This is a genomic window from Evtepia gabavorous, from assembly GCF_003425665.1.
GTDB classification, from domain to species: Bacteria; Bacillota; Clostridia; order Oscillospirales; family Oscillospiraceae; genus Evtepia; species Evtepia gabavorous.
On the sequence record NZ_QQRQ01000002.1, the window covers coordinates 115,823 to 138,737 of the forward strand.

The window sequence follows — 22,915 nt, forward strand, 5'->3', positions numbered from 1 at the left end:
TTGTCAAGCTGAGGGAGATTGGATTTAGGAGCACGGCGCGGAATGCTGACAGGATGACAGAAAAAGCGGTAGACTTCATGGCAAAAATTTGATATCATGACAAAAAAGGACCCGATTTGACCCAAAAATGCCAGAGGAGGGCGGAGCCATGCGAGAAAGAATCCGACGGAACGTGGGCCTTGGGATGGCGGTCATTTTGCTGGTTTCCTCTCTGGGGGTGCCGCCGGCGTCCGCGGGGACGGTGCGGGAGGGAAAGTCCCTGGCGGAGGCGGAGATGGACGTCCGCTCCGGGCCTGTGGAGTACAACGGGAGTGAGCAGAAGCCAAAGGTTTCGATTCATTTGGACGGTGTGCCTTTGCGGGAGGGGGTCGATTACCGGCTGTCCTATGCAGACAATCTGGATGCTGGGACCGCTGTGGTGATGGCAACAGGGACCGGCGCGTACCACGGCAGCCGGGAGGCAAAGTTTACCATTCTGCCCAGAACAGTATCTGCGCAGGCGCTTCAAATCGAAGCGGGCTGTCAGAAGGAATATGATGGAACAACGAAGGCTTCCCCAACGGTTTCCGTCCAGGTGCTGCCGGGGGACCAGGTGGAGGTGCGCTGTACAGCGGCCTATGACACCTGTTTCGTGGGCAGGGAAAAAACGGTCACGGTGTCTGGACTGCACTTTGGTGGCCCGGATGGGGACAATTACAGGCTGGAGACGTCGGACCTGGTACTAAAGACCACGGGACAAATCACCCCCCAACTGCCGGACTTCCAAAAGTCTGCTGCATTGGCCAAGGGGCATTCCCTGGACCTGCGAACCCTTTTCACGGACGCCTGGAAGGGGGAGGCACGGTTTCAGCTGACTGGCGAGGCCCTGGGCTGTACCTTGCAGGGGACAACCCTCACAGCGGGGCAGACACTTGGGACCGTCAAGCTGCAGGTGACGATGACTGGCTGGGATGAAAACGGAGACGGAATAGACGAGTACTCCGGGGACAGCGGCATTGACTACCTGACTGTGACGGTGGTGGATAAGGAAAGCCAGCCGCCTGGGAACGGCGGCGGGGTGGGGCAGCCTGGATTTTCCCTCCAGGGTCCCACTGCGGTGACCTACGGGCAGAGCATCTCCTTCCAAACCACTGGCGGGGCCGGCACCGGAAAGGTGACCTTCTGGGTGGAGCCCCGCAGCGGGCGGGGAGCGGCCACCATAGACAGCAACGGGGTTCTTCAAGGGACCCAGACGGGAAGCGTGCTGGTATACGCCAAGAAAGACGGAGACGACCGCTATGAAAGCATCCAGGCAGACCCCATAGAGGTGACCATTCGCCCGGCAAAGCTGACCATTCAGGTTCACAACAAAACCGCCGCTGTGGGCGATCCGGTTCCAGCCCTGACCCAGGCGGATTACACGGTCTCCGGTTTGGTGGGGCGGGACACCCTGGCCAAGGCCCCCACCCTCTCCTACGGTGCTGCCCCCAACCTCTCCCTGCCGGGGGTGGTCCCCATTCAGGCGGCCGGCGCAGTCGCCCCGGCGGGGGACAACTATGATCCCAACATCACCTATGTGCCAGGCACCCTGACCATCCGGGAGGTTCCGGTCTATCCCATCACCGTTGCCGCGATGGTGAACGGAGCGGTGGCCACGGACTGCCAGGCGGCGGAGCCGGGGACCACGGTGACCCTCACGGTGCGTCCTGCGGAGGGATTCCGGCTGGAAAAGCTGACCGCCGCCAGCGGGGGGCGCGCCCTTTCCCTGCGAAAAACAGCGGAGAGGGTGTATACCTTTTCCATGCCGGAGGGGGCGGTGACGGTGACCGCGCAGTTTGTCCAGGAGACACCGGAACAGGGCCCCTTCCCCTTTACGGACGTGCCAGAGACAGCCTGGTACTATGACAGTGTGGTCTATGTCTACACGCACGGTCTGATGAACGGCACAGGTCCCACAACCTTTCAGCCCAATGCACCCACCACCCGGGGCATGGTTGTGACCATTCTCTATCGCATGGAGGGAAGCCCCGAGGCGGCCAGCTGGTCCCCCTTTGGAGATGTAGACCCCAACGCCTACTATGCCGCGCCGGTGGCCTGGGCGGCGTGGAACGGCATTGTCAATGGGTATAGTGCCACTACCTTTGGTCCCCAGGACCGGGTAACCCGGGAACAGTTGGCAGCAATCCTGTACCGTTACGCCGAGTATAAAGGATGTGAGGTCTCTCAGCGGGGAGACCTGACGCAGTTTGTGGATGCCGGACAGATCCATACCTACGCCAGGGAAGCCCTCTCCTGGGCCAACCGGATGGAACTGATCCAGGGCAAGGGCAAAGGCATTCTGGATCCCAGAGGACTGGCAGCCCGAGCGCAGGTGGCCGCCATGCTCCAGCGGTTCCAGGAAAAAATTCTGGCTTGAGAAAGCGCTTTGCCGGACGGGGCCCCCGTCCGGCAAAGCGCCGAAGGGACAGGGGAGAAAAACTTTTTGCAAAAAATGAAAAATTCTCCTTGACAAATTCAAAAACGATGCTATAATAAATTTTGCTCGCGTGAGTTGCCCAAGTTAAAAACGCGACATGCCATAGCGGGATTGTGTAAGGGTAGCACGACAGACTCTGACTCTGTTTGTGAGGGTTCGAATCCTTCTCCCGCTGCCAAAGAAAGCGACCTAAAGATTGTTTTAGGTCGCTTTCTTTATTTTTGTGATTCAACTTACAGAGAGATGGGTAGAAAACTACTTCCGATTCAAATTGAGAGGACCGGGTGTCCGTGTCCCGCGTGAAACAAAACGCTGTGTCCGGATGGTCAAAAAATACTTGCAGTGTTTCCCGGAGGATCGATCCGTTGCGCTGATAGATATTCCTTTATGGATGCTCAATCTTTTTTCTCCAGGGGCTCCGGCTCTTCCGCCGCCCCCGGCTTGCGGGTATGATAGGCGAGACTTTCATCTGTTATCCTTTCAACATCCCCAGATTCTACCCTGTGAAACAAATTCGCTTGCGCTATGAGCTCTTTGGTAAATAAAGCTGCCTTCAGAGCGCAATCCATTTTTGCGTTTTGAGCCAGTCTCAGGGTGTGGTATATGAGTTGTCTCACAATTCTTTCATCTGCTTGCACACTAAGTGCCCCGCACCAGAGAGGGAAAACGCTAAAATCCAGATTTGCCTCGCTGAGTCTGGCCCCTCCCAGGTTTGTCCCTCTGAGGTTCGCCCCTCCCAGGTTTGCGCCTCTGAGGTCCGCCCCTCTGAGGTCTGCCTCACTGAGATTTGCCCAACCAAGGTTGGCCTTTCTGAGGTTTGCCCATCCGAGGGTTGTCTCTCTGAGGTCTGCTTCTCTGAGGTTTGCTCCTCTAAGGTCGGCCTCACCGAGGTTTGCGCCTCTGAAGTCTGCCTCTCTGAGGTTTGCCCCTTTAAGGTCCGCCTCGCCGAGGTCTGCCCCTCTGAGGTCTGCTCGTTTTCCCCCTTCGTTGTGCAACCAAAGCGTATGCTCTGTCAAAATCTTTTCGAGATCAGTTTTGTTCATCATGGATTCTCCTTTTTGACCCGATTCATCTGGTAAGACTGGCGCAAGCGTTAATTTTAATGCGTGCTGACCTCCCCGCCGCAGGCCAGACACCCTGCACCATCCATCCCGTTATCAATGTGTTCTGGGTTTCCAGATGCCCGGACAATCTTGAGCAAGGTCACTATGGCAGCCACGTCCTCCGGCTCTAACTTGCACATGGCCCCCAGAGGCAACACACTTCGTACTGAGGTAAGTATACCAGAATTCTGCAATCAAATAAAAATTGTTTTCGGGACTTCTATGGTCCTCTTCCGATGGGGGAACCTCCTTTCTAACTAAATTCCTCTCTTGCCCCCTCCTTCTGTCCGTGATAGAATCACAGGAGAAGGGAGGTGCAAACATGGATTTTTCTCTTATGGACGATCTCAACCATTTTTTCGATGTGTTTAATACCCGGACAGAAAATTCCCTGAAAAAGAATTTGCCTCCCGAGTCGGCCGATATTGCGTCCAAGGCTGTTTCGGAGGAAGTAAAATTACTTCGTGAGGTTGTTCTCTTCTGGATAGAAGAACATCTCAACCGTTGACAATCTTCATTTCATCAAAAAACTCTGTGGACAAACGGCTGGCGTCTATGGCTTCTTTGATTGTCACAGAGCTGGCTGCCACCAGCTCTGTGATTTTTTTGCAAGCTTTTTGGTCTTGTCATTTGGAGCGGTAAGCCGATGGGGATTTATAAAAATAAGAGCAGGCTGATCGCCATGACGGCCATGCCGCAGATCAGGCCGTAAATGGAGAGATGATGCTCCCCGTACTCCCGTGCCGAGGGGAGCAGCTCATCCAGAGAGATAAACACCATAATGCCCGCCACGCCGGCAAAGAGAATGCCGAAGACCAGATCGCTCATAATGGGCATGAGGAGCAGCCACCCAATGAGGGCGCCCACAGGCTCGGCCAGGCCGGAGAGGAAGGAGTACCGAAAGGCCTTGCCCTTGGAGCCTGTGGCGTGATAAATGGGAACCGAGACCGCGATGCCCTCTGGAATGTTGTGAATGGCGATGGCCACCACAATGGGGATGGCGATGCTGGGGTCCTGCAGGGCGGAGACAAAGGTGGCCAGTCCCTCGGGAAAGTTATGGATGGCGATGGCCAGGGCGGTCATCACCCCCATGCGCATCAGCTTGGTTGTGTGGCCGGTGTCCGCTTCCAAAGACTTGACCTCATGGGGATTTTCCTCGGAGGGAATGCACTTGTCAATGAGAGCGATCAGGAGCATCCCGCCGAAAAAGGCGATGACCGTGCTCCAGCTGCCCCATTTCTCCCCCAGTTCCGCCTGGAGCGCATCCTGGGCCTGGGAAAAAATCTCGATCATGGAGACATAAATCATGACGCCAGCGGAAAAGCCCAGGCTGACGGACAAGAATTTTTTGTTGGTATGGTGGGTCAAAAATGCGATGCAGCTTCCAATCCCAGTGCTCAGCCCGGCCAGGAGGGTGAGAAAAAAAGCGTGGAGAACCGCGTGATCCATAGGATACCTCCTTTGATGATTTAAGTTAGCGTTTGCTAACTTAAAATACGATACCACGTCTTGTGCCGTTTGTCAAAGGAAAAACCGCCCGCCCCGGGACGCTGCGGTCTGAGGCGGACGGCTTGAGGAGGTTTTTATAGCTTTTTGTACTGTCGGTAGAAGAGGGTGGCTGTGGTGCTGACGGCGATGAAATCGGCCACAGGTTCGGCCAAAAACACGGCAAACACCTTGTCGGCCAGGAAATATGGGAGAATGTAGATCAGGGGGATCAGCAGGATCACCTTGCGCAGGAGGGCCAGAAAGACAGAGGTTTTGGCGTTGCCCAAGGCGATGAAGGTCTGCTGGCAGGAGATCTGAATGCCATGGAGCAGAGAGACCGCCATGTAGATTCGGATGGCCCAGCGGGTAAAGTCCGCCAACTGCGGGTCACTGGTAAAGATGGAGATGAACAGCTGGGGGACAAACATGGACAAAAACCAGATGAGCCCGGCAAAGACCATACAGCAGGCCAACAGCAGACGAAAGGCCTCCTTGACCCGGTCCCGCTGGTTGGCCCCGAAGTTAAAGCCGATGATGGGCTGGGCCCCCTGGGTAAGCCCCTGAAGCGGAAGCATGCAGAATTGCATGACACTGGCCAGGATGGTCATGGCCCCCACGGCGATGTCTCCTCCATAGCGGAGCAGGCTGGTGTTAAAGCAGATGTTCAGGATGCTCTCGGTAAACTGCATGATAAAGGGAGCGATGCCCAAGGCGATGCAGGGGAGGATGACCGAGCCCCGCAGACGGGCGTACCGGAGCTGCAGCCGCAGTGTGGTTGTTTTCCCGGTGAGGAAGCGGAGAATCCAGGCGCAGGAAATCCCCTGGGAGAGAATGGTGGCCAGGGCGGCGCCCTGCACGCCCATTCCCAGGGCGAAGATGAAAATAGGGTCCAGAATAATGTTGCAGGCTGCGCCGATGGTCACGGTGAGCATTCCGGTTCTGGCAAAGCCCTGGGCGTTGATGAAAGCGTTGAGACCCAGAGCAAGCTGGACGAACAGGGTACCCAGGGAGTATATTTTCATGTAGTCCCAGGCGTAGGAGATGGTGTTGCTGCTGGCGCCGAAAATCATCAGAATGTCCTGGCCGAAACACTGGATCACCACTGTGAGAACCAGGGCGGTGATCACCAGCATGGAGGCGCAGTTGCCCAGAATGCGCTCGGCCTGCTGGGGCTCTCCCTTGCCCATCATGATGGAGGCACGGGGCGCGCCCCCCATGCTCACCAGGGCAGCAAAGGCGGAAATGCACATGATCAGCGGCAGGGTCACCCCCACGCCGGTCAGCGCGTTGGGGCCGACATCGGGAATGTGGCCGATGTACATCCGGTCCACCATATTGTAGAGCAGGTTGATGAGCTGGGCCAGAATGGCCGGCAGGGCCAGCTGGAAGAGAAGGCGGCTGATTTTGTCCTGGCCCAGATTGGCGCCTTGCGAATGTTGTAGCTGCAATGGAATCCCTCCGATGTGGTCAAATGCGATAACATCTATTATAACACAAAACATGTGGAGCTGACACCCTGGATTACACGCCCTTGACGAGACAGGAAATCTGTGATACACTGCCCTCGATCACTCGCCGCCGGGCGGGTGCTGCGTTTGTTTCTGTACCATTAGGCCGTAGAAGGTACAGAAAGAAACGCATTTTTTATTGATGGGAAAAGGAGGAAGGCGTGATGGCGTGGATTTGCCTGTTGGCGGCCGGATGCCTGGAGATGGTCTGGGTGACTGCGATGAAGCTGTCGGATGGTTTTACCAGGGTTGGATATTCCGTTCTGACTGTGGCGGCTATGGCTGCCAGCGTCTGGCTCTTGGCCCAGGCGGTGAAGACCTTGCCCATGGGGACAGCGTACGCCGTCTGGACAGGAATTGGCGCCCTGGGTGCGGTGGTGCTGGGAATTGTGATCTTCAAAGAGCCAGCCACCGCGGCCCGGATGTTTTTCGCGGCCCTGCTGCTCGTCGGCATCATTGGTCTGAAAGCAACGGCCCATTGAGAGAGAAAACGCCCGCATCAGCGGGCATTTTCTTGGTAGGCTTTTCCCCAGGCTTCCATGGCGTCCAGAACAGGCCGGAGGCTGCGCCCCAGGTCGGTGAGGGTGTACTCCACGCGGGGGGGAACCTCCGCGTAGACGGTGCGGGTGAGCAGTCCGCTGGCCTCCATCTGCCGCAGCTGGGCGGTGAGGACCTTCTGGGTGACGGTGCCGATGGACTTTTTCAGCTCCCCAAAGCGTTTGGTGCCCGGCATCAGGTCTCGCAGGATCAGAACCTTCCATTTGTCGCTGATCAGGGTCAAGGTGGTTTCCACCGGACAGGCTGGGCACGCGGCTGACAGAGCAGGGCTTTGCATACCAGATCCTCCTTGCTTTCATGGTATCTTTTTGGAAAGTACAGAAAAATATTACACTTACAATAGAAAAGATAGCTGCTTCCTTATTATAAAGGAAGCGCGGGGGGAATGCAAGCGCCCGGCAAGGGATTAGGTAGGATGGGGGGTACACAGCTGAATGGAATTGCGTTGTCAAAAGGGTGCCGCCCCCTGTCCGGGAGGGTCTCTCCCAGACAGGGGGCGGCGAAAAGAAAGAAAAAATATGGAATCAATGGTGAGAGGCTGGCGTTTTCGTGGTCCGCCGCCGGGCGGCTTTCACCACCAGGGAGGACAGAGCCAGCAGAGCCAGGGCGTTGGGAAGGACCATGAGCTGATTAAACAGGTCGGACAGGGACCACACCAGGTCATTGGACAGACACGAGCCCAAGAAGATGAACACCACCCCAAGCACCGAGTAGACGGCAGTGGCTCGCTTGCCGAAGAGATAGGCCACGTTGAGCTTGCCAAAGAAGTTCCAGCTGAGGATGGTGGAAAACGCGAAGAAAAGGAGGCACACAGCGACGAAAATACTGCCAAGCCCTTCCCCAAAGACGCTGGAAAAGGCCAGCTGCGCCATGTTGGATTGGTCAATGCCCTCTGCCGCCCCGCCGGCCAAGGGGCCGTTGCCGGCATACAGGGTGGAGATGACCACCAACGCGGTCATGGTAAGAACCAGGAAGGTGTCGATGAATACCCCGATCATGGCGACCACACCCTGCTCATGCGGGGTTTTGACCTTGGCCATGGCGTGGGCATGGGGGGTGGAGCCCATACCGGCCTCGTTGGAAAACAGCCCCCGCTTGACGCCCTGGCTGATGGCGGTCTTTAAGGCGTACCCCAAGCCGCCGCCCAGAATGGCGTTGGGGAAAAAGGCGTACTTGAAGATCATGCCGAAGGTCTCCGGCAGGTAGGGCAGCCGCAGAAGCAGAAGAACCAGCCCCCCAAGGAGGTAGAGCACCGCCATGATGGGCACCAGCTTCTCCGTCACAGAGGCCACCCGCTGCACCCCGCCCAGAAAGACAAAGGCAGAGGCCACGGCCACCACGGCGCCTATGATCCAAGGGGGGATGCCGAAAGCGTTGCCGCAGGTCTGACCGATGGAGTTGGACTGAACCATACAGCCGATAAAGCCCAGGGCCAAGGTGATGGCCACCGCAAAGAACCCCGCCAGGAAAGTGCCGAACTTGTTCTGAAAAGCCCGCTTAATGTAGTAAACAGGGCCGCCGGAGACGGTGCCGTCCGCATGGACCACCCGAGTCTCCTGGGCCAGAACGGCCTCGGCGTAAATGGTGGACATCCCGAAAAAAGCGATGATCCACATCCAGAAGATGGCACCGGGCCCCCCCACCAGGATGGCGCTGCAGGAGCCGATGATATTGCCTGTGCCCACCTGGGCGGCAATGGCGGTGGTCAGGGCCTGAAAGGAACTCAGGCCGCCCTTCTGCCGGCCCCCGCGCATGGAGAAGCCGCCGAAAACCCGGCGCATGCCCTCCCCAAAGCAGCGGACCTGGACAAAGCGGGTGCGAAGGGAGAAAAAGACCCCCGTCCCCACCAGAAGGACCACCAGGATGTAGTCGGAAAGGTAAAAGTTAATGGTTTGCACAATGTGCAGCAGTGTTTCCATGGGACTGCCTCCTCAAGACTTGAAATGAAAAGAGCCTGCCGGTCCAAAGGCCCAGCGGCTCTGAAGAAAAGACAGTCCGAATCCTTCTTCCGGCGGACAGACGACCTCCGCAGAGGGGATGCTCGGCTCTGTCCTTTTACCTGAGAGATTCGGCTTCCTGGGAAGCCTTGCACCTTCGGTACTCAAAATATTGAGATTCTCCAGAGATCCCTCCTCCTTCAGTCTCCTTTCCCTGGGGAAAGGATTCTCAAGGTCTCATCGGGCGATATGCGGTTGTACAGCACTGCGCTTTTTAGGATAGCATGGCGCAAGAAAAATTGCAACCCAAGGGGGTTACAAAATCCTTGTCTAAAAAATGAAGGATTACTATGCAAAATAGAGAAATTAAAGGAAAAAGCCCGCCTGTCAGAGGGATTCTGACGGGCGGGCTGCTGGTTTTCTTGCAAAAAAAGGAAGGAAATTATGCGTCGTAGTTGCCGTTTCCGTTGTTCCACTTCCAGTCCCTGATCTCCGGCAGGTCCTGTCCGTGTTCGGCAATATACTGCTTGTGCTCCACCAGCTTGTCCTGCAACTGCTGGATGAGGAAAGCGCCCCGGGTGCCCAGCTTCTCCGGCAGCAGATGGATGACATCCATGGTCAGGTGGAAACGGTCCAGGTTGTTGAGCACCCGCATGTCGAAGGGGGTGGTGATGGTACCCTCTTCGATATAGCCCCGGACGTGGAGATTCTTGTTCTTCCGGCGGTAGGTGAGCTCATGGATCAGAGAGGGGTAGCCGTGGAAGGTGAAGAGGATGGGCTTGTCCTGGGTAAAGAGCATGTCATACTGGGAGTCGGACAGGCCGTGGGGGTGCTGGGTGTTGGACTGGAGGCGCATCAGGTCCACCACGTTGATGACCCGAACCTTCAGATCGGGGAAATGGTGGCGGAGGATGGTGACCGTGGCCAGGGTCTCCAGCGTGGGGGTGTCACCACAGCAGGCCAGTACCACGTCAGGTTCCTGCCCCTGGTCATTGGAGGCCCACTGCCAGATGCCGATGCCCTGGGTGCAGTGCTTCACCGCCTGCTCCATGGTCAGCCATTGAGGGCGGGGATGCTTGGAGGTGACCAGCACATTCACATAGTTCCGGCTGGCAATGCAGTGGTTGAAGCAGGAGAGCAGGCAGTTGGCGTCCGGGGGCAGATACATCCGCACCACATCGGCCTTCTTGTTGGCCACATGATCCAGGAAGCCGGGGTCCTGGTGGGTGAAGCCGTTGTGATCCTGCTGCCAGACGTTGGAGGAGAGGATATAGTTCAAGGAGGCGATGTCCTGCCGCCAGGGCAGCTCGTTGCAGGTTTTCAGCCACTTGGCGTGCTGGGAAAACATGGAGTCCACAATCCGGATGAAGGCCTCATAGCTGTTGAAAAAGCCGTGGCGTCCGGTGAGCAGATAGCCCTCCAGCCAGCCCTCGCACATGTGCTCGGAGAGCATGGAGTCCATCACCCGGCCGCTGTGTCCCAGGTACTCGTCGCCCTCTGCCAGGTCGGCGTTCCAGACCCGGCTGGTCGTCTCAAACATGGGGGTCAGACGGTTGGATTTGCTCTCGTCAGGGCCAAAGACCCGGAAGTTTTTGGCGTCTGCGTTGTCCCGGATCACATCCCGGACAAAGGACCCTAAGACCAGCATGTCCTGGGCCTCCACACTGCCGGGGGAGGGGACATCAATGCCGTATGCCCGGAAGTCGGGGCGCTTAAGCTCCCGGAGGAGCTTGCCGCCGTTGGCGTGGGGGTTGGCCCCCATCCGGCGGTCCCCCTTGGGGGCCAGGGCCTGCAGCTCCGGCCGCAGCTTGCCTTCGTCGGTGAAGAGCTCCTCGGGCTTGTAGCTTCTCAGCCAGCTCTCCAGCAGCTGGAGGTGGTGGGGCTGGGACATGTCGATGGGCACCTGGTGGGCCCGGAAGGAGCCCTCGATGGTGGCGCCGTCCACCTCTTTGGGGCCGGTCCAGCCCTTGGGGGAGCGCAGGACGATCATGGGCCAGGTGGGGCGGCTGTCGTCCCCGGTGGTCCGGGCGTTGGCCTGGATGCGTTTGATCTCCCGGATGGCCCAGTCCAGGGCGGCGGCCATGGTCTGGTGCATGGTCTTGGGATCATCCCCCTCCACAAAGCGGGGCTCCCAGCCGCAGCCCCGGAAGAAGCTCTCCAGCTCCCCGTGGGAGATGCGGGAGAGAATGGTGGGATTGTGGATCTTAAACCCGTTCAGATGGAGGATGGGGAGCACCGCGCCGTCCCCGATGGGATTGAGGAATTTGTTCCCGTGCCAGGCGGTGGCCAGGGGACCGGTCTCTGCCTCACCGTCCCCCACTACGCAGGCGGCGATGAGGTCGGGGTTGTCCAGCACCGCACCGAAGGCGTGGGACAGGGAGTACCCAAGCTCTCCGCCCTCGTGGATGGAGCCCGGTGTCTCCGGGGCTACATGGCTGGGGATACCGCCGGGGAAGGAGAACTGCTTGAAGAGTTTTTGCATTCCCTCCAAATCCTGGCTGATGTTGGGATAGATTTCGCTGTAACTTCCCTCCAGATAGGTCTGGGCCACCATGGCGTTGCCGCCGTGGCCGGGGCCGGAGAGGTAGATCATGTCCAGGTCGTACTTGTTGATGATCCGGTTCAGGTGTGTATAGATGAAGTTCTGACCGGGGACGGTGCCCCAGTGGCCGACGATCTTTTTCTTGATATGAGCAGGCTCGAGGGGCTGCTTCAGCAGGGGGTTGTCCAGAAGGTACAGCTGGCAGGCGGACAGATAGTTGGAAGCCCGCCAGTAGGCGTCCAGCTTTTCCAGCTGGGCCGGGGTCAGGGCGGCTTTCCGAGACATCCGGGCAGCCGTTTTTGCGATGGGTTTGTTGAGTCCCTTCGGTTTTCTCGGCATAGAAAAAACCTCCTTTTCGTAGTCTACCCTTTATTATAAACGTTTTTGGGGAAGAATCAACAATAAAGTCCCCATGGTAAAAATAAAAATGGGTTCCAGTGAAAGGAAAAGAGGAGCACAACAAAAACGTTACAGCCTGTTTTAGACAGCTGTAGTGTTAATGGACAAAGAGAAGTTGTGATCACAAGATTCCCCAGTCTATTACAGTAACTTGAGGGGGAAAGAAAGTAGATAACTCGCGCACGTAAAAGACTTCTACCTGATCCCCAAGAGAAAGACGAACCTCATTTCCTGACTTTGCAGAGAGCAACTCTGTGCGGGAAAGCCAAACCTCATCCGTTTTTTTGCGAAGGGGATCGGATTCTGCGGGGGTCAGAACCACCCAATTGTCTTCTATGCGAAGTACGGTGCCTGTTAATCTTTGATCATCCAGTTCCCAGTTATAGATGTCGATTTCTACTCGAGTATCTGTTATTTGTTTGATGGGATGGGACATAGGATAGGAACCGGAGATGCGATCACCAACTTTGGGGGTTAGAGGTGAGAATTCTCCATCCAGATGAGGAAAAAACTGAATTTCAGAATAAGACTGGATCAACGTGGGTTCTATTGTGGAATCTGTTGTATCCAATTGTACTACAGCTTGTTCAGGAGTAAGGGAAAGGAGCGTCCCAGAAAAATATCCTTCATCACTGTCAATGCCAGGATTTGGTGGCGTGCAGGTGCAAGCGCAAAGTGGAAGGCATAGGAGGAAGAAGAAAACAAGCTTCAACCAATACATCATAAAAAACCTCCTATAATGATAGTGTTTTATATTGTATAACATAATAATAACATAGAATTTTAAAAAAACAACTACTTAAAAATATTGACATATAAAGAAAAGTATGATTATATACAAAATATGAGAAAAATCTCAAAGAGCAGAGTATCAGAGTGAAAAGTGAGGAGAACTTATGAAGAAACTATTATCATGTATTGTTGCGTGTGCTATGATGATAAGCATTTTAGGAATAAATGCTTATGCAGCGGAGCGAGAGATTCAATCAGAGGCACCGATGATTACAGAGGAAGTGGCACAGATTATTGCATCGTATTTTCTGAGAGACTATCAAGATGAAGCAGGATGTTGCTGGGACACTAACACTGCAATTGTTAACAGTGTGATAATGTACAATCTGGAGGAAGAAATTTCGGCTTATTCGTTTGAGTTAGCGACAAGTGGGGTAGAGAGTGGGTATATTGTAGTATCGGCTTATCCGGATGTTGAGAATGTGATACTTGAGTTTTCGGATACTGCTACGCCAGTATATGAGCCTTTTAACCTGAGTGTTGGTGAAAAGATTATATATACAGGAGGATTAAACTACTTTAAGGAGTCTGTAGATGGGACATTCTTTGCAGTGAATGGAAAAACTCTTCAAAAGAATCAAATAGAAACCCCCTTAGAAAGTATAAGAAGTGAAAAGTATCTGCCCGCTTCTTTTAGAGATTATGAATATCCTATTAAGGATCCTATCGCTTGGGCTAATAAATATTATGGGGGTCCATTCTATGCTAAATCCTGGAAGAACTCTTTCGAGGATTACTGCGAATTTTGGAGGACATCCGATTTTAAAACAGTCAATGGAACTACATATTCAAGTCACTGTGGTCCGACAGCGATTACAAATTTAATCAGGATGGTTGGAAAATATCGAAATCATTCAAAGGTAACTTCCACATCCGGCAAGGCTATATTTAAAACAGTTGCGGACTATGGAAAGTCAAAAGGATATTATACAAGCAAAGGAACACCACATGCAACAACAGCAACTTACATAAAGGATTCTTTCCAAAAATATGGGATTTCGACGAGTGTCAAAAAAAACGTTGCATATAGTGGGACAATCGTTAATGCAATAAATGCATATAAACCGATCTATTTAACAGTAACAGGGCACTCTTATTATGGTACACATGCTGTAGCTGCGTATGCTTATACTCAATTAGTAAGCGAAAAAACGGGAAGTGCTAAAATCTTTGTCAAGATTGCCGACGGGTTTGAAAAAACAGGAAGATATCTTTGTGCAGATATTTTGTCAAGCGAAAATATGTATGTCATTACCATTGGCAATTTAAGTTAACAACTCTGTTATCATAAGAACCAAAAAGCCCCCTGCCCGGGGTGGACTGCTCCATAAAAAACGTACAATAGACAAAAAGCCCCCTGATGTAGGAAAATAAAAGTACTACATCAGGGGGAATTGTTATGTCAGGCAAAAAAGGAATGATTCGGTATAGTGAAGAAATAAAAGAACAGGTACGCAAAGAAGTTCAGGCAGGCCAAAGTCAAAGAGAAATCAGCCGCAGATATGGAATCAGCGGTTATACGGTACAGAGCTGGTGCGGCCTCAGGCCCGAGACAAAGCTGAGGCAGGCGGCACCTTTACGCAAAGGCCGACCGGGCAAAATAAAGACAATAGAGGATTATGAAAAGGAAAATAAACGTCTGAAGATGGAGAACGAATTGCTGCGGGATTTTCTGCGATCCACAGAAAGGAAGTGAGCGCGAAGGCAAAGTACGCGGTGATTTACCGTCATCGAGAACAGTATCCAGTACTCGTCATGTGCCAATTCTTTGCAGTGTCCAGAAGCGGCTATTACAGCTTTGTAAAGCGGATGAAGCATCCTGAAAAGAATGCTTCCCTTGCCCAGACAATCCGGCAGCAACAAGTCAAATGCTTTCATACCTACGGCTACCGACGGATGTGGCAATGGCTGGAACGAAATGTGGGGATCCACCACAATCCGAAAACCATCCTCCATGTCATGAAGAAATATGGCTTGCTGGCTGAAATTCGCCGCCGCAGGAAGTGGCAGCAGATGGGCCAGCAGCTGCACAAATACCAGAATCTTCTCAACCGGAATTTTCACGCTGAGGCACCGAACCACAAATGGGTGACTGATATTTCCTATATTCAAACCAAACAGGGCGTATTATATCTGTCCATGGTCCGGGATCTTTATGACAACAGCATTGTGGCTTATAAGACCGCAACACAGCAGACGGTGCACCTGGTGCTGGATACCATCCGCCAGGCAATGCTTAAGGAGAAAAAGAGGGTCGCTGCAGAACTCCACCTCCACAGCGACCAAGGGTTCCAGTACACCTCCCAATTACACTGGTCATGGGTAGCTGGTTCTTTTGAGGAGGAGGCGTAGGTTCTAATAGATGTTACAGGCTAAATTCTTTCCCGTAGATCAGGGTTCCGTGAATGGGACCTGGGTTTTCCCACAAGCAGATTGCCATGAGATGGTCGGAAGGGACCCCCTTGGGGGCTTCGATGTGAAACCGCGCCGCTGGGGCGTATCCGAACCTTGTATAATAAGCCCGGCTTCCCAGGACCAGTACATACGAAAAGCCCAGGCGCTTGGCGACGGCATGCCCGTCCAGGATGAGGGCCCTTCCAATGCCCTGCCGCTGGAATTGGGGTTTGACGGACAGCGGGGCCAGGGCAAGCACCGTGGTGCTGCCCACATGGGCTTTTGTCAATAAAATATGGCCTACGATCTCGCCCTGAACCTCGGCGACACGGGACAAGGCGGGAACAAAGGAAGGCCCCGTTCTTAAAGCGGCGACTAAATCTGCCTCATTTCCGTCAGAGTGCTCCGCTGTCGCGAAGGAGTCCGCAATAAGGTGATGGACCGTCTCATAGTCCTTTGGAAGTTCTTGTCTAAGAATCATTTTTGTATTCCCTCTTTTCCGTTCTGCAGGGGGGACAGCGAAGGGCTGTGATGGAAAAAGGCGGCCAATCCCAAGGATTGACCGCCTCTGTCCTGTTTCAGTTGTGCACCACATGGGTGGATGATGAGAGGACGGCGGCCGACTGGCCCGCCTTTTTCTCCTCCGCCGCCCGCCGCTTGGCGTTGGCCAGCATGAGCTTGATGCGGTTTTCCTGGTTGATCTTGGTGGCGCCGGGGTCGTAATCCACGGCGACAATGTTGGAGTCAGGGTAGTCGTCTTTCAGGACCCGGATCATGCCCTTGCCCACAATGTGGTTGGGCAGGCAGCCGAAGGGCTGGGCACAGACGATGTTGGGGGTGCCGGAGTGGATGAGCTCCAGCATCTCGGCGGTGAGGAGCCACCCCTCGCCCATTTTGCACCCGTCGTTGAGGTAGCCGTAAATCAACTGATGGAGCTCAGCAAAGGTGCCGGGGGCCCGGAAGCCGGAGTTTTTCAGGGCGCCGATCATGTCCAGCTGGCATTTCTCCACATATCCCATGAAGAATTTGCACAGGGCCTGCTTGGCCCGGCTGCCGCCAAACATCTCCACGTCGGAGACCCGGTTGTAAATCTTGAAGATCAGAAAGTCTGTCAGACCGGGGACCACCGGTTCAGCCCCTTCGTCCAGGAGAAACTGCTCCAGCTGGTTGTTGCCCAGGGAGGAGAACTTGATGTAGATTTCCCCCACCACGCCCACCCGGACCTTCTCCTCGCCGGTCACGGGAATGGACTTGAAATCCGCGCAGATCTCCTCAAAGATGCCCCGCATCTTTTTCCGGGACATACCCTCTCCCCGGTCGAAGCGGTTGAGCAGCTCGCTGGTCCAGAATTCCACCTTGGCGGTGGTGTCCCCGGCGCTGACCTCATAGGGCCGCACCTGGTTGGCCACGTTCATGATGAGGTCCCCGTACATCATGCCGTAGATCAGCCGGCGGATGAGCCCCACGGTCCAGTGAAAGCCGGGGTTCTTCTCCAGGCCAAAGGAGAGGGAGAGGACGGGGATATAGTCCAGCCCCGCCTTTTCCAGGGCCTTGCGGAGCATGTGGATGTAGTTGGAGGCCCGGCAGCCCCCGCCGGTCTGGGTGATGAGCAGGGCCACTTTATGGGGGTCATAGCCTCCGTTCTGAATGGCGTCGATCATCTGGCCGATGACCAGCAGTGCGGGATAGCAGGCGTCGTTGTGTACGTATTTTAAGCCGCTGTCCACCACGGACCGGCCGTCGTTGTTGAGAATGGCCACGTGGTAGCCGGTGCGTTCCAGGAGCTTGGCGAAGAAGCCAAAGTGTACTGGCAGCATCTGGGGGATGAGGATGGTGTACTCCTTGCGCATCTCCTGGGTAAACAGCAGGCGGCCAGTCTCGTCGTATTCCAATTTTGCCATGGGATCATTGGCCTCCTTTCTGGTTCCGGGCGTCCCGGGCATCCAGGGCGGCCATTAGGCTGCGGATGCGGATTTTCACGGCGCCCAGGTTGGAAATGTCGTCGATTTTCAGCTGGGTATACAGCTCTCCGGCCTCCTCCAGAATGGAGCGGAGTTCATCGGTGGTGATGGCGTCCACCCCGCAGCCGAAGGAGACCAGTTGGATGAAGGCCATGTCGGGCTGGGTGCAGACATACCGGGCCGCGTTGTACATCCGGGCGTGGTAGGTCCACTGGTTGAGCACCCGGCGGGGCTGTTTGTCCATGTGCTGGAACACCGCGTCCTCAGTGATGAGGACAAAGCCGAAGGAGGTGATCAGGTCGTTGATGCCGTGGTTGATCTCCGGGTCCATGTGGTAGGGCCGCCCGGCCACCACCAAAATTTTCCGGCCGGTCTCCCGGGCAAAGGAGATGTATTCCTCACCCTTCTTCTGCACCAGCCGGCGGAAGTCCTCGTAGGCGGCGTAGGCCTTGCGGATGGCCTTGACAGAGGCCCGCTTGGGAATCCCAAACTCGGTCTCCAGCAGCTGGGCGCCCTTCTTCTCAAAATCCTTGGGCCGGTGCAGGCCCAGGTTGGGATGGAGGTATTTGATGTCCTCCAGGGCGGGGATGTTTACCCCCAGCAGGTCGGGATAGTAGGCCACCACGGGACAGTTATAGTGGTTGTCCGACAAATGCTCGTCGAAGTTATAGGACATACAGGGGTAGAAAATGGTGTCGATGCCCTCCTCCAGCAGGGCCATGATGTGGCCGTGAAGGAGCTTGGCAGGGTAACAGACCGTATCAGAGGGGATGGTCTGCTGCCCCTTGAGGTACAGGCTCCGGGTGGACTCCGGGGAGAGGACCACCTCAAAGTTCAAAGTGGTGAACAGGGTGAACCAGAAGGGGAGGTTCTCATACATGTTCAGCCCAAAGGGAATGCCGATTTTTCCCCGGGAGCCGTCCCCCTCGCCCTTGCCCTGGAGGGAGCGAAGATACTGGTACTTGAATTTCAGCAGGTCGGGAATGTCCACTTTCTCCTGGCCCAGGGGCCGGGAACAGCGGTTGCCAGAGATGAATTTCCGACCGCCGTCAAAGCGGTTGATGGTCAGGGAACAGTGGTTGGTGCAGAGCTTACAGGTGGCGGGCCGGGCCTCATGGGTGAAGGAGGCCAGGGCCTCGGCGGACAGCAGGGTGGACTGGGTCAGACCGGCGTCCTTGGCGGCCAGGGCCGCGCCATAGGCCCCCATCATGCCGGAGATGGTGGGGCGGGTGACCTCCCGGCCAATCTCCAGCTCGAAGGAGCGCAGCACCGCGTCGTTGAGAAAGGTGCCGCCCTGGACCACAATGTGCTGGCCCAGATCATCGGCGCTGGCGGCCCGAATGACCTTGTAGATGGCGTTCTTTACCACGGAGATGGACAGCCCCGCGGAGATGTCCTCCACAGAGGCCCCGTCCTTCTGGGCCTGCTTGACAGAGGAGTTCATAAAGACCGTGCACCGGGACCCCAAGTTCACCGGATGCCGGGCGAACAGCCCCATCTTGGAGAAGTCGGCAATGGTGTAGCCCAGGGCCTTGGCGAAGGTTTCAATGAAAGAACCACAGCCGGAGGAGCAGGCCTCGTTGAGGAGGATGGAGTCCACCGCGCCGTTGCGGATCTTGAAGCATTTCATATCCTGGCCGCCGATGTCGATGATAAAGTCCACATCAGGGGTAAAGTGCCGGGCGGCGTTGAGATGGGCCACGGTTTCCACCAGGCCCAGGTCGCAGGAGAAGGCGTTTTTGATGAGGTCTTCTCCGTAGCCGGTGACCGCGGCGCCCTGGATGGTCACCCGGCCGCCGCACTGGGCATAAATTTCCCGCAGCTGGGGCAGAACGATGCTGACGGGGTTTCCTTGGTTGGAGTGATAAAAAGAGTAGAGAAGATTGCAGTCCGGGTCAATGAGCACCATTTTGGTGGTGGTGGACCCGGCGTCAATGCCTAAGTAAGCCGGCCCGGTGTAGGTGGCCAGGTCCACCGTGGGGACGGCCATGGCCTGGTGCCGGGCGGAAAACGCCTCGTAGTCGGCCTGGGAGGTAAACAGCGGGTCCATGGTGTCCACCGGGGTAGAGACCGTGGCCGCGTGCTCCAGCAGGTCCAGGAGTTCCTCGAAGGGCCGGGGCTGGCTGTCCTCGGTGCACAGGGCGGCGCCGATGGCGGCGAAGCAGTCGCCGTCTTCCGGGAAGATGGCGTGGTCCTGGTCTAAATGCAGGGTCTCCACAAACCGTTGGCGCAGGCCGGCCAGGAAGTGAAGGGGACCGCCCAGAAAGACAATGGTGCCCTTGAGCTCCCGGCCCTGGGTCAGGCCGGCCACCGTTTGGTCCACCACCGCCTGAAAGATGGAGGCGGCCACGTCCTCCTTGCGCCCGCCCTGGTTGAGGATGGGCTGGATGTCGCTTTTGGCAAAGACCCCGCACCGGGAGGCGATGGGGTAAATTTTTTCATGCCGCAGGGACAGTTCGTCCAGCTCATCCACGGATACGTTCAGCAGAGTGGCCATCTGGTCGATGAAGGCTCCGGTGCCCCCGGCGCAGGAGCCGTTCATCCGCTCCTCCAGGGTATTGCCGAAGAAAATGATTTTGGCGTCCTCTCCCCCCAGCTCAATCACGGCGTCGGTACCGGGAATGAACTCCCGTACCGCGGCGGCGGTGGCGTAAACCTCCTGGACAAAATCCAGGCCCGCGGCCTTGGCCACGCCAAGTCCCGCGGAGCCGGTAATGAGCAGTTGAACCTGTTGTCCCCCCAGAAGGCCCCGGAGTCCCCGCAGGGTCTCACAGGTGCGCTCCCGGGTTTTGGAATAGTGACGCTCATAGGAGCGGAAGAGCAGTTTATTTTGTGCATCCAGCACCACGACCTTAACGGTGGTGGAGCCGATGTCGATTCCGATACGCAATGCCATGATCTCACCTCGAAATGGAACGTGCGTTTGCAGCCTCTTTTTATATATATTTAATGTGCGTTCCCTATTATAACGTACACTTTGTCGAAAAACAACAGAAAACTTGTGCCAGAGGTGAGAGAGAATCACAAGGAAAAATTAGAAAAATGCCCCAAGGGACTCAGGAAAGGGGGGAGAGGACCAGCTGACCGCCCTTTTCCTCCAGGTACAGGGTTTCTCCCGGGGCGATGTCCTCCCGGAGCAGCAGCTCCGCCGCGGGGTTTTCCACCTGGTTCCGAATCAGCCGGCGGAGGGGACGGGCGCCGTACCGGGGGTCCAGCCCCTTTTGGGCCAGCAGCCGGATGGCCTGGTCCGAGGGGAGAAAGTCCACCCCAGTGGCGGCCAGGCGCTGGGCGAAGCCGGACAGGAGTTTCCGGGCAATGGTGTCCATCTCTCCCGCGCCCAGGGGGCGGAAGCGGACGATCTCATCCAGCCGGTTGAGAAACTCCGGCCGGAAGACCTGGCGAAGTTCCCGCTGGAGAGCGGCGGTCTCTGCCGCGTCGGAGGCCTCTCCCGTGGAAAAGCCCAAGGGCGTGCCGGCGGAGAGCCGTTCCCCGCCCACGTTGGAGGTCATCACAATGACGGTGTTGCGGAAGTCCGCCCGCTTGCCGTGGGCGTCGGTGAGCACCCCGTCCTCCATGATCTGGAGCAGAAGGCTCCACACGTCGGGGTGGGCTTTCTCCAGCTCGTCGAACAGGAGAACCGAGTAGGGATGCCGCCGGACCGATTCGGTGAGCTGGCCGCCATCCTCATGTCCCACATAACCAGGGGGAGAGCCGGTGAGGCGGCTCATGGTGTGCTTTTCGGAGAACTCCGTCATGTCGAACCGGAGCAGGGCCTCCTCCGTGCCGAAGAGCACCTGGGCCAAGGCCTTGCACAGCTCGGTCTTTCCCACGCCGGTGGGGCCCAGGAAGAGGAAGGCGCCCACCGGGCGGTCAGGCTCCTTGAGCCCTGCCCGGCCCCGGCGGATGGCCCGGGCCACGGCGGCCACCGCCTCCTCCTGGCCGGTGACCCGGCGGCGCAGGTCGTTCTCCAGGTCCAAAAGACGCTGCTTTTCCGACTTGGTCAGGCAGGTGAGGGGAATCCCGGTCCACTGGGAGACCGTCTGGGCCACGTCCTGGGCGGTGACCACGGGATCTTTCTGCCCGGCCTGCCAGCGGAAGCGTTCCAGTTCCAACTCCCGGCGGAAGTCGGACTCGGCGTCTCGGTACTGGGCGGCTTTCTCGTAGTCCTGGCCGGCAATGGCGTCGTCCCGTTCCCGGGCGGCGGACTGTACCCGCCGCTCCAGGGCCTTGAGCTCCGCCGGGGGCTCCAGGGCCTGCAGCCGGGCCTGGGAGGCCGCCTCGTCCAGCAGGTCGATGGCCTTGTCGGGCAGGCGCCGGTCCGGGAGATACCGCACCGAGAGAGAGACGGCGGCCTCCAAGGCGGCAGGTTCAAAGGTCAGGCCATGGTGGTGGCAGTAGCGGGGGGTGAGGGTGTGCAGAATCTCCAGGGTGGTCTCCTGGCTGGGCTCCTCCACCCGAACCGGCTGGAACCGCCGCTCCAGGGCGGCGTCTTTTTCGATGAACCGGCGGTACTCCTCCGTGGTGGTGGCGCCGATGAGCTGAATGCCGCCCCGGGCCAGGGCGGGTTTGATGATGTTGGCCGCGTCAATGGCCCCCTCGGCGCTGCCGGCGCCGATGATGGTGTGCAGCTCATCCAGGAAGAGGATGACGTTCCCCGCCCGGGCGACCTCGCCCAGAATGTTTTTCATGCGCTCCTCAAATTCCCCCCGGTACTTGGTTCCGGCGATGACGGAGGGCAGGTCCAGGGCCAGCAGCCGTTTCTGGCGGAGGGCGTCGGGGACCTGCCCCAGCGCCATTTTCTGGGCCAGACCCTCGGCCACGGCGGTTTTGCCCACCCCGGGCTCCCCCAGGAGGACGGGGTTGTTTTTCCCCCGGCGGATGAGGATTTGGATGACCCGGCGAATCTCCTCCTCCCGGCCGGTGACGGGGTCATAGCCGCCGCGGCCGGCGGTCTGGACCATGTCCCGGGCGTGCTGGTCCAGCAGCCGGGTGGCGGGGGAGGAGGCGGGCGGCGCGTAGTCCGCCTCTCCCCGGGCGCGGGGATAGTAGGACCCGCTCCCGCCCAGGGAGAGGGCGGTCTGCCGGTAGAGCTGGTTGGGGTGGAGGCCGGCCTGAACCAACAGCTTGATCCCGCCTCCGGTCCCCTGCCGGAGCAGGCCCAGCAGCAGATGGCGGCTGCCCACCTGGTCGTGGCTCAGGCGCTGGGCCTCGGCCACGGCGGCCTCCACAATGCGTTCCAGGCGGGGGGTCAGGGGCCGGCGGCAGGCCAGGGGCGTGCCGGTGCCCAGGGCGGTGACCAACAGGTTTTGCAGATTCCGCCGGGTGAGACCCTGGGCGGAGAGAATGCGGGCGGCGGTGCTCCGGGATTCCTGGAGCAGACCCAGCAGCAGGTGTTCGCTGCCTACGTAATCATGTCCCAGGCGCTGGGACAGGGCCCCGGCGGCTCCTAAGCTGCCCTGGGCGTGGGCGGTGAAGGTTACGGTTTTGATGGGGAACCCTCCTCTCTGGGCCCTGGGGTGTTCTCCCCCTGGGGCGGCGAAATGACGGGGATGCTTCGGTTTTCGTGGCTGGCGGAGCAGGGGGCTCCTTCCAGGGCCGGGGTCAGGGTGCCGGCGGCCGGGGGATTCGAGATGTTTTGCATAGAGAAAATCCTTCCAAGGTGTTTTTTAGGGCCAAAGTCCATAAAAATCATGCCCGAAATCTATAAAAATAACCAAAAAATTTCTATGATTTTAGAATTGCATTTTTTAGAAAATGTGATACAATGTAGCCTGCCAA

The 22,915-nt window shown here is 57.1% G+C and carries 19 protein-coding genes, 1 tRNA gene and 1 riboswitch; of the genes, 7 read left to right on the top strand and 13 right to left on the bottom strand.

Features of this window, described 5'->3' with window-relative positions; translation table 11 throughout:
* Positions 1 to 148: 148 nt before the first annotated feature.
* Together DV520_RS02220 and DV520_RS02225 are read left to right on the top strand one after the other, a co-directional pair.
* Positions 149 to 2,395, top strand: coding sequence for an S-layer homology domain-containing protein (locus tag DV520_RS02220; RefSeq protein ID WP_117141636.1), 2,247 nt, complete (start codon positions 149 to 151; stop codon positions 2,393 to 2,395).
* Between the two features lie 164 nt (positions 2,396 to 2,559).
* Positions 2,560 to 2,633 (top strand) — tRNA-Gln (locus DV520_RS02225).
* Between the two features lie 217 nt (positions 2,634 to 2,850).
* On the opposite strand, the gene DV520_RS02230 is transcribed toward DV520_RS02225, so the two are convergent.
* The gene (locus DV520_RS02230; RefSeq protein ID WP_117141637.1) at positions 2,851 to 3,498 is read right to left on the bottom strand and encodes a pentapeptide repeat-containing protein; all 648 of its coding nucleotides are present in this window, start codon (positions 3,496 to 3,498) and stop codon (positions 2,851 to 2,853) included.
* Between the two features lie 56 nt (positions 3,499 to 3,554).
* Positions 3,555 to 3,698, bottom strand: coding sequence for a DUF6378 domain-containing protein (locus tag DV520_RS12745; protein WP_412246334.1), 144 nt, complete (start codon positions 3,696 to 3,698; stop codon positions 3,555 to 3,557).
* A gap of 182 nt (positions 3,699 to 3,880) precedes the next feature.
* On the opposite strand from DV520_RS12745, the gene DV520_RS02235 reads away from it, so the two are divergent.
* Positions 3,881 to 4,066 (top strand): hypothetical protein, encoded by a 186-nt coding sequence (locus tag DV520_RS02235; RefSeq protein ID WP_021919582.1) that lies wholly within the window; start codon positions 3,881 to 3,883, stop codon positions 4,064 to 4,066.
* Between the two features lie 146 nt (positions 4,067 to 4,212).
* Here the strand turns inward: DV520_RS02235 and zupT are convergent, their stop codons facing one another.
* Both zupT and DV520_RS02245 read right to left on the bottom strand, forming a co-directional pair.
* The gene (zupT, locus tag DV520_RS02240) at positions 4,213 to 5,007 is read right to left on the bottom strand and encodes a zinc transporter ZupT (RefSeq protein WP_117141638.1); all 795 of its coding nucleotides are present in this window, start codon (positions 5,005 to 5,007) and stop codon (positions 4,213 to 4,215) included.
* 134 nt (positions 5,008 to 5,141) lie between these two features.
* Positions 5,142 to 6,494 carry an MATE family efflux transporter gene (locus DV520_RS02245; protein WP_021919584.1) on the bottom strand — a complete coding sequence of 451 codons (1,353 nt, stop codon included), beginning with the start codon at positions 6,492 to 6,494 and terminating at the stop codon, positions 5,142 to 5,144.
* Positions 6,495 to 6,718: 224 nt separating this feature from the next.
* Here DV520_RS02245 and DV520_RS02250 point away from each other — a divergent pair, with 224 nt between their 5' ends.
* Positions 6,719 to 7,036, top strand: a complete 318-nt coding sequence (locus DV520_RS02250; protein ID WP_117141640.1) for a DMT family transporter — start codon at positions 6,719 to 6,721, stop codon at positions 7,034 to 7,036.
* Between the two features lie 17 nt (positions 7,037 to 7,053).
* Here the strand turns inward: DV520_RS02250 and DV520_RS02255 are convergent, their stop codons facing one another.
* The 4 genes from DV520_RS02255 to DV520_RS12105 form a co-directional block, all read right to left on the bottom strand.
* Positions 7,054 to 7,389, bottom strand: coding sequence for a winged helix-turn-helix transcriptional regulator (locus DV520_RS02255; protein WP_021919586.1), 336 nt, complete (start codon positions 7,387 to 7,389; stop codon positions 7,054 to 7,056).
* Between the two features lie 247 nt (positions 7,390 to 7,636).
* Positions 7,637 to 9,031, bottom strand: coding sequence for an alanine/glycine:cation symporter family protein (locus DV520_RS02260; protein ID WP_021919587.1), 1,395 nt, complete (start codon positions 9,029 to 9,031; stop codon positions 7,637 to 7,639).
* A 118-nt stretch (positions 9,032 to 9,149) separates the two neighbouring features.
* Positions 9,150 to 9,245, bottom strand: a riboswitch (glycine riboswitch).
* A 246-nt stretch (positions 9,246 to 9,491) separates the two neighbouring features.
* Positions 9,492 to 11,876, bottom strand: coding sequence for a phosphoketolase family protein (locus DV520_RS02265; RefSeq protein ID WP_242984630.1), 2,385 nt, complete (start codon positions 11,874 to 11,876; stop codon positions 9,492 to 9,494).
* Positions 11,877 to 12,111: 235 nt separating this feature from the next.
* Positions 12,112 to 12,714: a hypothetical protein gene (locus tag DV520_RS12105; RefSeq protein WP_133308821.1), complete on the bottom strand. Its 603-nt coding sequence runs from the start codon at positions 12,712 to 12,714 to the stop codon at positions 12,112 to 12,114.
* A gap of 172 nt (positions 12,715 to 12,886) precedes the next feature.
* On the opposite strand from DV520_RS12105, the gene DV520_RS12110 reads away from it, so the two are divergent.
* The 3 genes from DV520_RS12110 to DV520_RS02275 all read left to right on the top strand — a co-directional run bounded on the left by DV520_RS12110 (position 12,887) and on the right by DV520_RS02275 (position 15,134).
* Positions 12,887 to 14,056, top strand: coding sequence for a hypothetical protein (locus tag DV520_RS12110; RefSeq protein ID WP_133308822.1), 1,170 nt, complete (start codon positions 12,887 to 12,889; stop codon positions 14,054 to 14,056).
* A gap of 125 nt (positions 14,057 to 14,181) precedes the next feature.
* Complete coding sequence (locus tag DV520_RS02270; protein WP_117141642.1) at positions 14,182 to 14,478, top strand: transposase; 297 nt, start codon at positions 14,182 to 14,184, stop codon at positions 14,476 to 14,478.
* Between the two features lie 20 nt (positions 14,479 to 14,498).
* Complete coding sequence (locus DV520_RS02275) at positions 14,499 to 15,134, top strand: IS3 family transposase (protein ID WP_205727596.1); 636 nt, start codon at positions 14,499 to 14,501, stop codon at positions 15,132 to 15,134.
* Positions 15,135 to 15,147: 13 nt separating this feature from the next.
* Here the strand turns inward: DV520_RS02275 and DV520_RS02280 are convergent, their stop codons facing one another.
* From DV520_RS02280 to DV520_RS12225, 5 genes are all read right to left on the bottom strand, one after another.
* On the bottom strand, positions 15,148 to 15,657 hold the full coding sequence (locus DV520_RS02280) for a GNAT family N-acetyltransferase (RefSeq protein ID WP_117141643.1): 510 nt from the start codon (positions 15,655 to 15,657) through the stop codon (positions 15,148 to 15,150).
* Between the two features lie 97 nt (positions 15,658 to 15,754).
* Positions 15,755 to 17,077 (bottom strand): 2-hydroxyacyl-CoA dehydratase, encoded by a 1,323-nt coding sequence (locus DV520_RS02285; RefSeq protein ID WP_117141644.1) that lies wholly within the window; start codon positions 17,075 to 17,077, stop codon positions 15,755 to 15,757.
* A gap of 4 nt (positions 17,078 to 17,081) precedes the next feature.
* Entirely contained in the window at positions 17,082 to 20,033 is a 2,952-nt protein-coding gene (locus tag DV520_RS02290) for an acyl-CoA dehydratase activase (protein WP_117141645.1), read from the bottom strand.
* 160 nt (positions 20,034 to 20,193) lie between these two features.
* Positions 20,194 to 22,626, bottom strand: coding sequence for an ATP-dependent Clp protease ATP-binding subunit (locus DV520_RS12640; protein WP_117141646.1), 2,433 nt, complete (start codon positions 22,624 to 22,626; stop codon positions 20,194 to 20,196).
* Positions 22,614 to 22,778, bottom strand: coding sequence for a hypothetical protein (locus tag DV520_RS12225; RefSeq protein ID WP_021919478.1), 165 nt, complete (start codon positions 22,776 to 22,778; stop codon positions 22,614 to 22,616). Before DV520_RS12225 ends, DV520_RS12640 begins: the two co-directional genes overlap by 13 nt.
* Positions 22,779 to 22,915 lie beyond the last annotated feature (137 nt).

Excerpts from the sequence above, each read along its gene's own strand:
- DV520_RS12110 (WP_133308822.1), top strand. The coding sequence starts at position 12,887 with ATGAAGAAACTATTATCATGTATTGTTGCGTGTGCTATGATGATAAGC.
- DV520_RS02280 (WP_117141643.1), bottom strand. The coding sequence starts at position 15,657 with ATGATTCTTAGACAAGAACTTCCAAAGGACTATGAGACGGTCCATCAC.
- DV520_RS02255 (WP_021919586.1), bottom strand. The coding sequence starts at position 7,389 with ATGCAAAGCCCTGCTCTGTCAGCCGCGTGCCCAGCCTGTCCGGTGGAA.
- DV520_RS12105 (WP_133308821.1), bottom strand. The coding sequence starts at position 12,714 with ATGATGTATTGGTTGAAGCTTGTTTTCTTCTTCCTCCTATGCCTTCCA.
- DV520_RS02230 (WP_117141637.1), bottom strand. The coding sequence starts at position 3,498 with ATGAACAAAACTGATCTCGAAAAGATTTTGACAGAGCATACGCTTTGG.
- DV520_RS02285 (WP_117141644.1), bottom strand. The coding sequence starts at position 17,077 with ATGGCAAAATTGGAATACGACGAGACTGGCCGCCTGCTGTTTACCCAG.
- DV520_RS02265 (WP_242984630.1), bottom strand. The coding sequence starts at position 11,876 with ATGTCTCGGAAAGCCGCCCTGACCCCGGCCCAGCTGGAAAAGCTGGAC.
- zupT (WP_117141638.1), bottom strand. The coding sequence starts at position 5,007 with ATGGATCACGCGGTTCTCCACGCTTTTTTTCTCACCCTCCTGGCCGGG.
- DV520_RS02250 (WP_117141640.1), top strand. The coding sequence starts at position 6,719 with ATGGCGTGGATTTGCCTGTTGGCGGCCGGATGCCTGGAGATGGTCTGG.
- DV520_RS02260 (WP_021919587.1), bottom strand. The coding sequence starts at position 9,031 with ATGGAAACACTGCTGCACATTGTGCAAACCATTAACTTTTACCTTTCC.
- DV520_RS12225 (WP_021919478.1), bottom strand. The coding sequence starts at position 22,778 with ATGCAAAACATCTCGAATCCCCCGGCCGCCGGCACCCTGACCCCGGCC.
- DV520_RS12745 (WP_412246334.1), bottom strand. The coding sequence starts at position 3,698 with ATGTGCAAGTTAGAGCCGGAGGACGTGGCTGCCATAGTGACCTTGCTC.
- DV520_RS02220 (WP_117141636.1), top strand. The coding sequence starts at position 149 with ATGCGAGAAAGAATCCGACGGAACGTGGGCCTTGGGATGGCGGTCATT.
- DV520_RS02290 (WP_117141645.1), bottom strand. The coding sequence starts at position 20,033 with ATGGCATTGCGTATCGGAATCGACATCGGCTCCACCACCGTTAAGGTC.
- DV520_RS02270 (WP_117141642.1), top strand. The coding sequence starts at position 14,182 with ATGTCAGGCAAAAAAGGAATGATTCGGTATAGTGAAGAAATAAAAGAA.
- DV520_RS02235 (WP_021919582.1), top strand. The coding sequence starts at position 3,881 with ATGGATTTTTCTCTTATGGACGATCTCAACCATTTTTTCGATGTGTTT.